The following is a 13,199-nucleotide window of genomic DNA, read 5'->3' as shown; positions in this document are numbered from 1 at the left end:
ATATTCGTTATTAGTTTAATACTTTATTTTCACCAAACCACTTTTCCGAAATTTGGGCAGATGTGCCATCCTCATTCATCTCGTCGAGTGCTTTTTGCAGGTCTTTCAGTAAGTCTTCATTCCCTTTTTTAACACCAATTCCGTATTCTTCAGGAGCTAATGATTCATTAAGAATCTTGAAGGCTTCTTTTTCTTTCGACATATAATAATCAATGACAACTTCATCAATAACGACTCCATCCAACCGGCCGCTCTTTAAATCGGTTAAAGCTTGGACATTATCTGAAAACTCGGTTACGGTCTTTATTTTTGCTTTGATTGGTGAAGCATCTAAAGCATCCGATGCGGAAGACAGTGTTTGCAGGCCGACTACTTTACCCGCTAAATCGTTTAATTTAGTTAGCTTTGAATCAGCCTTTGTCACAACCACTTGGGCATTTTTTAAGTATGGCTTTGTGAAAAGAACTTTCTTTTTACGTTCATCTGTAATAGTGTATCCGTTCCAAATGAGGTCAATTCTTCCACTGCTAAGTTCCGCTTCTTTTGTACTCCAATCAATCGGTTGGAACTTTACCTTTTTCCCCATTTTTTTGGCCGCTGCACTGGCATAATCAATGTCAAAACCAACAATCTTGTTATCTTTATCCCGGAACCCCATTGGAGCAAATTTATCATCGATCCCAATGACCAACGTGTTGTCCTTTGCTTCAGATGTTTTAGAGGAACAACCCGTAAGGATGGAGAATAATGCTGCTATGACTAAAACAATCGTTGATATACGTTTCATATTCATACTACCACCTTATCTATTAATAATTTACTTTAGCACGTTACCGTATTATTACACTAACATATTATAACGCTATAACATTATTGAATACAATAGCTCTGTTAATAGTGGGAAAATTAAAAATTTTAATCAAGGAAACGAACGCTTTCTTTTTAAATGAATAATGTGGAAAATGATTGACAATCAAACCACCATTTGAATATCATATAATCAAATGGTGGTTTGAATGATGACGGTCTCTTCGGGCGGTTATACCGGCCGTTTTAGAGGCATACATCAAAATATTAAGAATAGAAAACACTAGCGTTAATCGTAATATTTTCGATTTAGAAAAAGATAAATAAATGAGCCACTCTAATCAGAGAGCTCGGGGGGGATTAACATGGGTCATCATCATCATGGTCATTCACATGGCCATTCGCACGGACATTCACATGGTCATTCACATACGAGTAATAAACATGCATTGTTGAGTTCCTTCCTATTAATTGCAGCCTTTATGATCGTGGAAGTAATTGGAGGGCTGTTGACAAACAGTTTGGCGCTCTTGTCAGATGCAGGGCATATGCTGAGTGACGCGGCCGCACTGGGGTTAAGCTTTTTTGCCATCAAGCTCGGTGAGAAACAGGTATCGCAGGAAAAGACGTATGGCTATAAACGCTTTGAAATTATTGCTGCTGCCCTGAACGGCTTAACACTTGTGGTTATTTCCATCTATATCTTTTTTGAGGCGTTCCAACGCTTCTTCGATCCTCCAGAGGTGCAAAGTACTGGAATGCTGATGATATCTGTGACGGGGCTGATTGTAAACATTATCGCTGCTTGGATATTAATGAAGGGTGACAAGGACGAAAACCTGAATGTCAGAAGTGCTTTCTTGCATGTCCTAGGAGATATGCTGGGATCGGTGGGAGCGATTATTGCTGCATTATTGATTATGTTTTTTGGCTGGGGGATTGCCGACCCAATCGCGAGTGTCATTGTTGCTGTCTTGATTCTCCTCAGTGGGTACAGGGTGATGAAGGACTCGTTTCATATCTTAATGGAGGGGGCGCCATCACAGATTGATATTAGTCATGTGAAAGAGGAACTTAAAAAGATCCCATTCGTAAAGGAAGTCCATGATTTGCACATTTGGACAATTACCTCTGGGTATCCCGTCTTGAGCTGCCATATTTCCATACTAGATAACGGTGTTCATGATGACATCCTCTCCCAATCCCAAAAGATTCTTCACGACCAATTTCACATCGAACACAGCACCATCCAAGTAGAAAAAGAAGCAAACGGCTGCCCTAGCCCGCATGGGACATGTAATTAAATAATACATCCTTCCCAAAAACCTATCCGCAAAACAGATAGGTTTTTTTCTTTGCGTGTTTTTTCATTTTCATTTAGGATTAGATTGGTTATTTTTTCTTTATTAGTTAAAAATAACATGAATATGACAGATGAGTTTTCAGCTAGGAGGAAGACAATGAAGAAAAGTGGTTATCCACAAGACAAGCGTTTCAAAATTGCTCACAGGGAAGCTGTGATTGGAATAATCCTTGTTTTAATTAATTTTCTTTGGTGGTATGGCTTTGCCTATAGTCTCGGTTCAACCAAAGTAGAAAATTACACATACATATGGGGGTTGCCTGCTTGGTTTTTTTATAGTTGTATCGTAGGTTTTGTTATGATGGTTATTCTCGTTATTTTTACGGTAAAGGTATTATTCAAGGATGTTCCCTTTGACGAAGAAGAGGGGGATATCAAATGAATTGGGCCGTCATTACGCCGCTTTTAATTTTCTTATTCATTATCTTTGCTGTTGGCATGTGGTCAAATAAATTTGTCATTAAATCTCATTCATTCTTAGAGGAGTACTTTCTAGGGGAACGTCAAATGGGCGGTTTCATATTGGCAATGACGATGGTGGCGACATATGGCAGTGCCAGCAGTTTCATCGGTGGTCCAGGTGTAGCTTATACGCAAGGATTAGGCTGGGTTCTCCTAGCCATGGCCCAATTAGCCACTGGATATTTTACATTAATGGTCCTGGGTAAGAAGTTTGCCATTATTTCTCGTCAATACAAAGCAATCACATTGATAGACTTTTTAAAAGAGAGGTATAAAAGTAAAGCTGTTGTGTTGATGTCAGCAGCGAGTATCATTATCTTTCTATTTTCATCGATGACCGCGCAATGGATTGGCGGAGCACGTTTGGTAGAAAGTTTAACAGGATTACCCTACACGACCGCTCTATTAATCTTTGCCTTTTCGGTTCTCGTCTTTGTGATTGTCGGCGGCTTTCGAGCGGTTGCCATTACGGATACCATCCAAGGTGTGGTTATGTTTGGAGGAACATTAATCCTTTTAATCGCAACGATTAAGGCTGGTGGAGGAATCCCAAAGATTATCTCAGACTTGGCAGCAGAAAATCCTAATTTAATCAGTCCCTTTGGGGCTGAGCGGAGTTTGACACCAACCTTCGTTTCTTCCTTTTGGATTTTAGTAGGGATTGGTGTCGTCGGTTTGCCGCAAATTGCCGTCCGAGCGATGTCCTATAAAAATTCAAAGGCGATGCACAGTGCGATTATTATTGGAACTATTGTGGTCGGGTTTATCATGCTTGGTATGCATCTCATTGGCGTGTTCGCCAGACCCGTTCTCCCAGGTGTGAAAATTGGGGATACGGTTATGCCGATGTTATCGATGAAAGTACTGCCGCCATATGCGGCAGGTATTGTTCTTGCTGCGCCAATGGCTGCGATTATGTCGACTGTGGACGCCTTATTGATTCTGGTTAGCTCTGCTTTAGTGAAAGATGTCTATTTAAATTACATCAAGCCGGACGCAGGGAATGATCTTGTGAAAAAGGTTAGTTTTAGCGTAACTGCGATTATTGGAATTATTGTCATATTGTTCTCCTTAAGTCCGCCAGATTTGATTGTTTGGCTGAATCTATTTTCTTTTGGAGGGCTTGAGTCGGTCTTTATTTGGCCAGTGGTTTTAGGACTATATTGGAGTAAGGGCAATAAACATGGGGCTATCACTTCGATGATTTTAGGGATGGGGTCCTATATTTTATTAGATCAATTTTATCCGAATCCATTCGGGTTTCACACAGTGGTCTTCCCGATTCTCCTTTCACTATTTGGCTTTGTAGTCACTAGCCTGTTTACTCAGCCCAAAGAAGGGGAAATGCATGTTAGTATGGAAAAATAAGCAAAGGATCTTTGGTATGGCCGTTCCAACTAACTATCTTATATGTTGCAATTTTGTGAATTAATTTTTAGAATAAATGAATAGTATGAATTGAATGAGGTGTACTCATTGGAAACCGTTATTCGAATTTTCTCAGCGCTTATTCTTCCAGGGCTGCTCGTCTTGCTTTTTACACGTGTCACTTATAATCGAGTGATTGGGCTCATCTTGACTGTGGCTCTCATTGCCACTTCAGTATATAAAGGTTATACCAACACGTTTATGATTATCGTGGTGGATGCTTTTTCGTTAACTGCCGGTTTTTGGCTGGCTGATAAAATGAGGCAAAGAGCATTGAAGAAGACCTAAGCATCGAAACAATCCAAGTCTGTCAGTAAAATGACAGGCTTTTTTAATGAAATCGAATATTCGTTCGCATATTATTGGTTTGTTTTTAGGGGAATGTGGTAAAATGTAGATATGAATTTGAGAGGATACACTTGAAAGCATCCATCCCGGTCCATAACAAGGTACATATGCTGAAAAGTGATTGATTTTACGGGAGGGAAGATTCGTGAAAGATCAATTTGAATTAGTGTCAAAATACTCGCCGCAAGGGGATCAGCCGGAGGCGATCAGACAATTAGTTGACGGGCTCAAGAATAATAAAAAAGAACAGACATTGCTTGGTGCGACAGGTACGGGAAAAACATTTACAATTTCAAATGTGATTAAAGAGGTAAATAAACCAACGCTTATTATCGCTCATAACAAGACCCTCGCTGGACAGCTCTACAGTGAGTTCAAAGAATTTTTTCCAAACAATGCGGTTGAATATTTTGTCAGTTACTATGACTACTTTCAGCCAGAAGCTTATGTTCCACAGACGGATACATTCATTGAAAAAGATGCCAGTATCAATGATGAAATTGATAAATTGCGCCACTCAGCGACATCTTCCCTCTTCGAACGGAAAGATGTGATCGTAATTGCCTCGGTTTCTTGTATTTATGGTTTGGGTTCTCCGGAAGAATATCGAGAAATGGTGCTATCGCTTCGAACAGGAATGGAAATAGAGCGCAATCAGCTGTTACGTCGTTTAGTCGATATCCAATATGACCGAAATGATATTGACTTCAAGCGGGGAACCTTCCGTGTCCGTGGCGATGTGGTCGAGATTTTCCCTGCTTCTCGTGACGAGCATTGCCTTCGTGTCGAGTTTTTTGGTGATGAAATCGATCGAATTCGTGAAGTCGATGCGCTCACAGGCGAGATTATGGGTGAACGGGAACATGTCGCGATTTTCCCTGCCTCCCACTTCGTTACAAGGGAAGAAAAGCTGAGAATTGCGATTGAAAATATTGAAAAAGAACTAGAACTACGTCTCGAAGAACTGCGCGAGGATAATAAATTGCTCGAAGCTCAGCGTCTTGAACAAAGGACACGCTATGACCTAGAAATGATGCGGGAAATGGGCTTTTGCTCAGGGATTGAGAATTATTCACGCCATTTAACGTTAAGAGAAGCAGGATCCACTCCATATACCTTGCTTGACTATTTTCCAAAGGACTTTTTGATGGTGATTGACGAGTCGCATGTTACTTTGCCGCAAGTGAGAGGCATGTTTAATGGAGATAAAGCGCGGAAACAGGTCCTTGTGGATCACGGCTTTCGTCTGCCATCGGCCCTTGATAACCGGCCGTTAATGTTTGATGAGTTTGAAAAGCATATTCACAATATCATCTATGTTTCGGCCACACCTGGGCCGTACGAGTTGGAACATACACCGGAAATGGTTTCACAAATTATCCGCCCGACAGGACTATTAGACCCTACGATTGAGGTTCGTCCAATTGAAGGGCAGATTGATGACTTGATTGGCGAAATTCACGAACGGATACGGAGAAATGAACGTGTCCTTGTGACCACCTTGACGAAAAAAATGTCCGAAGATCTAACAGATTACTTGAAGGAAATCGGCATTAAAGTACAATATCTGCATTCGGAGGTAAAGACGCTCGAGCGGATTGAAATTATTCGGGAACTGCGTCTCGGTAAATACGATGTTCTCATTGGGATTAACCTGCTTCGGGAAGGCCTGGATATTCCTGAGGTTTCTCTGATTGCAATCCTTGATGCCGACAAAGAAGGCTTCCTTCGTTCGGAACGTTCGTTAATCCAAACGATTGGCCGTGCCGCCCGGAATGCCCAGGGACATGTCATCATGTATGCCGACAAGATCACGAATTCCATGGAATTAGCGATCACAGAAACAAGGCGCCGCCGTGCCATCCAAGAAGAGTACAACCAAAAGCATGGAATTGTCCCAATGACGATTCAAAAAGATATTCGTGACGTCATCCGTGCTACACATGCTGCTGAGGAGCAGGAAGATTACAAACCAGCGGCATCATTTAGTAAGATGAACAAGAAAGAAAGAGAAAAATTAATTGCCACAATGGAAAAAGAAATGAAGGTCGAAGCCAAAGCGCTTAATTTCGAACGTGCGGCTGAGCTTCGTGATTTAATTTTGGAATTGAAAGCGGAAGGATGACGTATAAATGGCAATGGAAAAACTGATTGTGAAAGGCGCTAGAGCCCACAATTTGAAAAATATTGATGTCACCATTCCGAGAGATAAGCTTGTTGTCTTAACAGGACTTTCCGGGTCTGGGAAGTCCTCGCTCGCCTTTGATACGATTTATGCCGAGGGGCAAAGACGATACGTCGAATCCCTTTCTGCCTATGCACGGCAATTTCTAGGCCAGATGGATAAACCGGATGTGGATGCCATTGAGGGTCTCTCCCCGGCAATCTCCATCGATCAAAAAACAACAAGCCGTAACCCCCGTTCGACGGTCGGTACGGTGACAGAAATCTATGATTATTTGCGTTTATTATATGCAAGGGTCGGGCATCCAACGTGTCCAATCCATGGAATTGAAATCTCCTCACAGACGATTGAGCAGATGGTTGACCGGATTTTAGAATACCCCGAACGGACCAAAATGCAAATCCTAGCCCCGGTGGTGTCAGGCCGAAAGGGAACGCATGTGAAGGTGCTCGAAGACATTAAAAAACAAGGCTTTGTCCGCGTCCGTGTCGACGGGGAAATGCTCGACCTTGGCGATGAGATTGAGTTAGAGAAAAATAAAAAGCATTCGATTGAAGTTATTATTGACCGGATTGTCGTCAAGGAAGGGGTCTCAGCACGGATTGCTGATTCTCTCGAAACGGCACTAAAACTAGGCGAAGGAAAGGTCATCGTCGATGTGATTGGGCAAGAAGAACTGTTGTTCAGTGAAAATCATGCCTGTCCGCATTGTGGTTTTTCGATTGGAGAACTAGAGCCGCGGATGTTTTCGTTCAATAGTCCGTTTGGTGCCTGCCCTGAATGTGACGGACTCGGTTCTAAGCTCGAAGTCGATGTGGAACTTGTCATCCCCAACCGCGACTTGACACTGAAGGAGCATGCGATTGCGCCGTGGGAACCGACCAGCTCACAGTACTACCCACAGCTGCTTGAGGCAGTATGTGATCACTTCGGTGTAGATATGAATATTCCTGTGAAGGATATCCCGGAGCACCTTTTGGAAAAAGTTCTCTATGGAGGCGGCCGTGAAAAAATCTATTTCCGCTATGAAAATGATTTTGGTCAAGTCCGCGAGGGGAATATTGAATTTGAGGGCGTTATCCGAAATGTGGAGCGTCGTTATAAAGAAACTAGCTCCGATTATATCCGGGAGCAAATGGAAAAATATATGGGTCAAAAACCATGTCCAACCTGTAAGGGCTATCGATTGAAAAAAGAAACCTTGGCCGTCCTTATTAATGGCCGCCATATTGCCCAAATAACCGACCTTTCCATTGAAGAGGCCAATCAATTTTTTGCAGAATTAACGCTTTCCGATAAAGAAATGCAAATTGCTAAACTGATCTTCAATGAAATCAGTGAGCGGCTTGGCTTCTTAATTAATGTCGGTCTCGATTATTTAACATTGAGCAGGACAGCTGGTACGCTGTCAGGCGGGGAGGCCCAGCGGATTCGCTTAGCCACACAAATCGGTTCGCGTTTAACTGGTGTTCTCTATATTTTGGATGAACCGTCGATTGGATTACATCAGCGGGATAATGACCGCTTAATTGGAACGCTGCAAAATATGCGCGATATCGGCAACACTTTGATTGTGGTTGAGCATGATGAGGACACGATGATTGCGGCCGATTACCTGATTGATATCGGTCCGGGTGCCGGGGTTCATGGCGGAGAAATCGTTTCTGCTGGAACACCAGCCGAAGTCATGGCAGATCCCCATTCATTAACAGGTCAATACTTATCCGGGAAGAAGTTTATCCCGCTTCCCTTAGAACGACGCAAGCCGGATGGCCGCTTTATTGAAATCAAGGGTGCATCTGAAAACAATTTAAAAAATGTCAATGTGAAGCTGCCACTTGGGATGTTTATTGCAATCACAGGTGTGTCTGGTTCTGGGAAGAGTACCCTTATTAACGAGATCTTACATAAATCCCTTGCCCAAAAGCTTCATCATGCAAAAACAAAGCCTGGTGAACATAAGAGTATTAAAGGCATCGATTATTTAGAGAAAGTCATTGACATCGATCAATCGCCAATTGGCCGAACACCGCGTTCGAACCCAGCAACATATACGGGTGTTTTTGATGATGTTCGTGATGTGTTTGCGAACACAAACGAGGCGAAGGTCCGCGGTTATAAAAAGGGACGCTTCAGTTTTAATGTGAAGGGCGGCCGCTGTGAGGCCTGCCGCGGCGATGGAATCATTAAAATTGAAATGCACTTCTTGCCAGATGTGTATGTACCTTGCGAAATTTGCCATGGCAAACGTTATAACCGTGAAACGTTAGAAGTAAAGTACAAAGGGAAGAATGTTTCGGACATTCTCGATATGACCGTGGAAGCGGCAGTAGAATTTTTCGAGAACATTCCGAAAATCAGCCGTAAACTGCAAACCATCTTGGATGTCGGCCTTGGCTACGTTAAACTAGGTCAGCCGGCAACAACTCTATCCGGAGGGGAAGCGCAGCGTGTCAAATTAGCATCAGAACTGCACCGCCGATCGTCAGGAAAATCCTTCTATATTCTCGATGAACCGACAACAGGTCTTCATGTCGATGATATTTCTCGTTTGCTTGTTGTGCTGCAGCGCTTAGTTGAAAATGGCGACACTGTCCTAGTGATTGAGCATAATCTCGATGTTATTAAGGCAGCCGATTATCTCGTCGATCTAGGACCAGAAGGCGGAGATAAAGGCGGAACAATCGTCGCCACGGGAACACCTGAAAAAGTGGCGGAAGTTCCGGAATCGCACACGGGAAAATACTTAAAGCCGATTCTTGAGCGGGACCGCCTTCGGATGAAACAGCAAGTAGAAGATAAGAGTGCTATAAAAGCATAAAAAGAGCCTTAGGCTCTTTTTTTTATGTCATTTTTCGGTTAAGGAAGTCTGTAAATTTGTCATTGGCGAAATTATGGTGCCAATCGGCGAAAACTGTTCCGAGTTCGGCGAAATGCCGCTTCAAGTTGGCGAAATTCCAGCTCCAATCGGCGAAATCCCCCCCTCGGCACTCTGGATCAAAAAAATCCTGCTTGGTCTTAATTAAAAAATTACGAAACTAATCAGCTTCCTTTTTCGTAAATAATAGATAAAGGATAATAATAATCATTACTGAATAAGCATAAAGTGACACAAATTTTTTGATGCTGAGGTGGGGAATCATGAAAGAGGAAAAAGTGCGGATATTAAAAATGGTTGAAGAAGGAAAATTGACCGTCGAAGAAGCTGTCTCCTTGCTGGATGAATTAGAAAAAGCACAAAAAACGATGGAGCAGAAGCAGGAGGACATCGTGAATGAGCTTTCCACCGTTGTAAATTTCGAGGAAGCCAAGAAGGAAGATCCTTTTCAGGCGAAATTCCAATCGACCAAGGTAAAGATTTTTGATTTTGTCGATTCTGCCTTAAAAAAAATCAAAGATTTTGATTTTGATTTGAACTTTGGTCAATCAGTAGAGATCTCCCATATTTTTCACCAGGGTGATGCCGATCTGAAAGAGGTCGATATTGACGTGGCGAATGGTTCCGTTAAACTAGCGGCTTGGGACCAACCGGATGTGAGGATTGAATGTCAAGCGAAGGTATTTCGGGTTGAAAACTCAGACCAAGCAAGGCAGAACTTTTTAAGAGACACGATTTTTTCAGTGGAAAATCAAAAATTATGTTTTATAACCCAGCAAAAATGGATGAAGGCAGACTCAACCATTTTTGTACCAAAAGCTCAGTATGACCGTATGCGCATCAGAATTTTTAATGGAGCAGTCAGCGGAGAAGATATCAATGTTGCTGACCTAAGGGTCAAAACCGCTAATGGAAAAATAAACCTTGACCGAGTTCATGGTAATAAAGCAGATGTGGAAACGGCAAACGGAAAAATTAAAATTATCGGCAGTTTGTTCGATGACCTCGAAGCGGAGACTATTAACGGGGCAATCAAACTAGATGGTGACTTTAAAAGGGTGGGAACGCAGTCCTTTCACGGGAATATCAGCTGCAATATCAGTGGCAGTCGCACCGAGTTGATTCAAGTAAAAGCGACAACGGGTGGAATCGACCTTTACATCCCAGATAATCTGCCGGTAAATGGGGAATTGAAGACGAATATTGGCGGATTTAATGTAGAGCTTGTTGGTGTTCAAGTACTGGAAGAGAAGAGTGAAATGATTCAAAAGTCGCTTCGCTTTAAATCCATTAATCATCCTGATAAAATGATGAAAATCTATGCAGACACAAAAACGGGTTCCATCACAATTCACAAATCACAAGAATAATTACTAGGAGATGCCGAAAAATGAGATGGCTGATTGGGTGTTTGATTAATGCGGTGTTGTTTATGGCACTAGCAGGTTATTTTCACGAAAGCTTTCAATTAACAGGATTTATGGCCGCTCTTCAGGCAAGCATTTTATTATCCATCTTAAATGTTTTGGTACGACCGATCCTGATTCTGCTCACCCTGCCAGTGACAGTCGTAACATTGGGGCTGTTTCTATTTGTGATCAATGCGATTACGCTGGAGCTGACAGATTATTTGATGGGCGAAGCCTTTGAGATTTCCAGTTTTGGGATGGCCTTCTTCTTTGCTATCCTGATGTCACTTGTAAACTTGATCATTCAAAAAACACTGCTCCAGCCAGCAAGGAAATCCAAGGATTAATAGTTAATACCAGGGTGCCCGCTTTAAAAAGTGGGCACCCTATTAATATGGTAGAAATACCCAAGCAGCAGTATGCTAATTTTTTAGACATGAAAGTATGGTAATTTAATAAAAAATGCTAAAATAAGTGGAAATGGAATTTTTAGAATAAACTTAATCCGTTTGAGGAGGATGTTTCGTTGCCAAAAGTACGTACCAAAGATATAGTCGAGAAGTTTAAACTTGAATTAGTTAGCGGCGAAGAGGGAATTAACCGTCCCATCACTATGAGTGATATCTCACGTCCAGGAATTGAAATAGCCGGATATTTTGAATTTTATCCAGCTGAACGAATTCAGCTCTTAGGTAAAACCGAGCTTTCCTTTTTTGGAATGCTGTCTGACGCTGAACGTGCTTCAAGAATGGAACGTTTATGCACCGATATCACTCCAGCGATTATTGTCACCCGAGATATCGAGGTACCAAAAGAGCTGATTGAAGCGTCCGAACGTGAATCTGTTCCAGTTTTACGTGTGGGCATGAAGACCACCCGTTTTTCCAGCCGCCTGACAAATTACCTGGAAAGTAAGCTGGCACCAACTACTGCTGTCCATGGCGTATTGGTTGATGTTTACGGAATCGGGGTATTAATTACCGGAAAAAGCGGTGTCGGTAAAAGTGAAACGGCCTTAGAATTGGTTAAGCGCGGCCACAGGCTGGTCGCGGATGATTGCGTCGAAATTCGCCAGGAAGACCAGGATACATTAGTGGGATCTTCTCCCGATTTAATCGAGCATTTACTAGAAATCCGCGGTTTAGGGATCATCAATGTGATGACTCTATTCGGAGCTGGTGCCGTTCGCAGTAATAAACGGATTACCCTCGTTATGAATCTAGAAATTTGGGATTCAAAAAAGCAATATGACCGCCTTGGTTTAGATGAAGAGAAAATGAGAATCATTGACACGGATATACCAAAGTTGACAATCCCTGTTCGTCCAGGGCGAAACCTTGCTGTTATTATCGAAGTGGCTGCGATGAATTTCCGTCTAAAAAGAATGGGTGTGAATGCTGCGCAGCAATTTACTGAGCGTCTGTCTGATGTGATTGAAGACGGCGATCACGACGAGATTTAAGGGGAAGAGGAGATAGAGAGATGAACGAATCTATTCAACCGCTAAATCCAATTGCCTTTTCACTTGGACCGATTTCAGTGCATTGGTATGGGATTATTATTGGCTCAGGTTTGGCCCTTGCTTTGTACCTTGCCATCAGGGAGGGTAATCGCAGAGGGTTAGAGAAAGACACGTTTGCTGACTTAATGCTATGGGCTATCCCCATTGCCATCATATCTGCACGTATCTATTATGTGATTTTTGAATGGAAGTATTATGTCAACCATCCGGCGGATATCCCGCAAATTTGGAATGGCGGGATTGCTATCCATGGTGCCTTGATTGGTTCCGTACTGACCACATATGTGTTTGCCAAAAAACGCGGGATTTCCTTTTGGAAAATTGCCGACATTGCCGCACCGAGTATTATTCTTGGACAAGCGATTGGCCGTTGGGGAAATTTCATGAACCAGGAGGCGCATGGCGGGGAAGTAACTAGAGCATTCCTTGAAAACTTGCATTTACCGGAATTTATTATTAATCAAATGTATATTAATGGAACGTATTATCACCCAACATTCTTGTATGAATCACTCTGGGACTTTGCTGGCTTTTTCCTATTATTATTCCTGCGCCGGGTGAACTTCCGCCGCGGAGAATTATTCCTTACATATGTGATTTGGTATTCAGTTGGCCGTTTTTTCATCGAGGGCTTACGAACTGATAGCTTAATGCTTGGCAGCCTCCGGATGGCACAAACAATTTCGATTGCATTAGTGGTGGGAGCGCTGGCCATTCTTATGTATCGCCGCACGAAACAATTGACCGATAAGCGATATTTAGATCAAGAAAATAGTTAACCGTGTGAGAGAAAGGAA

11 protein-coding genes are annotated in these 13,199 nt (G+C 42.5%); 10 read left to right on the top strand and 1 reads right to left on the bottom strand.

Annotation, left to right across the window (positions count from 1 at the left end; translation table 11 throughout):
* Nucleotides 1-10: 10 nt before the first annotated feature.
* Nucleotides 11-787, bottom strand: coding sequence for an amino acid ABC transporter substrate-binding protein (locus AC4QJR_RS24300; RefSeq protein ID WP_496524458.1), 777 nt, complete (start codon nt 785-787; stop codon nt 11-13).
* A gap of 385 nt (nt 788-1,172) precedes the next feature.
* On the opposite strand from AC4QJR_RS24300, the gene AC4QJR_RS24295 reads away from it, so the two are divergent.
* The 10 genes from AC4QJR_RS24295 to lgt all read left to right on the top strand — a co-directional run bounded on the left by AC4QJR_RS24295 (nt 1,173) and on the right by lgt (nt 13,181).
* Complete coding sequence (locus tag AC4QJR_RS24295; protein ID WP_496524457.1) at nt 1,173-2,111, top strand: cation diffusion facilitator family transporter; 939 nt, start codon at nt 1,173-1,175, stop codon at nt 2,109-2,111.
* Nucleotides 2,112-2,267: 156 nt separating this feature from the next.
* A complete protein-coding gene (locus AC4QJR_RS24290) occupies nt 2,268-2,552 on the top strand; it encodes a YhdT family protein (RefSeq protein ID WP_496524456.1) in 285 nt (94 codons plus the stop codon).
* Complete coding sequence (gene panF, locus AC4QJR_RS24285; RefSeq protein WP_098572300.1) at nt 2,549-4,000, top strand: sodium/pantothenate symporter; 1,452 nt, start codon at nt 2,549-2,551, stop codon at nt 3,998-4,000. The genes AC4QJR_RS24290 and panF overlap by 4 nt, the downstream gene beginning before the upstream one ends.
* Nucleotides 4,001-4,108: 108 nt before the next feature.
* Complete coding sequence (locus tag AC4QJR_RS24280; RefSeq protein WP_098572301.1) at nt 4,109-4,348, top strand: DUF2198 family protein; 240 nt, start codon at nt 4,109-4,111, stop codon at nt 4,346-4,348.
* Nucleotides 4,349-4,553: 205 nt separating this feature from the next.
* Nucleotides 4,554-6,533, top strand: a complete 1,980-nt coding sequence (gene uvrB / locus AC4QJR_RS24275; RefSeq protein ID WP_496524455.1) for an excinuclease ABC subunit UvrB — start codon at nt 4,554-4,556, stop codon at nt 6,531-6,533.
* Between the two features lie 7 nt (nt 6,534-6,540).
* On the top strand, nt 6,541-9,414 hold the full coding sequence (gene uvrA / locus AC4QJR_RS24270) for an excinuclease ABC subunit UvrA (protein ID WP_496524454.1): 2,874 nt from the start codon (nt 6,541-6,543) through the stop codon (nt 9,412-9,414).
* A gap of 320 nt (nt 9,415-9,734) precedes the next feature.
* Nucleotides 9,735-10,841, top strand: coding sequence for a DUF4097 family beta strand repeat-containing protein (locus AC4QJR_RS24265; RefSeq protein WP_496524453.1), 1,107 nt, complete (start codon nt 9,735-9,737; stop codon nt 10,839-10,841).
* 20 nt (nt 10,842-10,861) lie between these two features.
* Nucleotides 10,862-11,227, top strand: a complete 366-nt coding sequence (locus tag AC4QJR_RS24260; RefSeq protein ID WP_496524452.1) for a phage holin family protein — start codon at nt 10,862-10,864, stop codon at nt 11,225-11,227.
* A gap of 179 nt (nt 11,228-11,406) precedes the next feature.
* Entirely contained in the window at nt 11,407-12,342 is a 936-nt protein-coding gene (gene hprK / locus AC4QJR_RS24255) for an HPr(Ser) kinase/phosphatase (protein WP_098572306.1), read from the top strand.
* A 20-nt stretch (nt 12,343-12,362) separates the two neighbouring features.
* Nucleotides 12,363-13,181: a prolipoprotein diacylglyceryl transferase gene (lgt, locus tag AC4QJR_RS24250; RefSeq protein WP_098572307.1), complete on the top strand. Its 819-nt coding sequence runs from the start codon at nt 12,363-12,365 to the stop codon at nt 13,179-13,181.
* Nucleotides 13,182-13,199 lie beyond the last annotated feature (18 nt).

The organism is Neobacillus sp. BP17, from assembly GCF_059579525.1.
The sequence above is the reverse complement of the archived record's forward strand: the minus strand, read 5'-3'. Positions and strand labels throughout refer to the sequence as shown.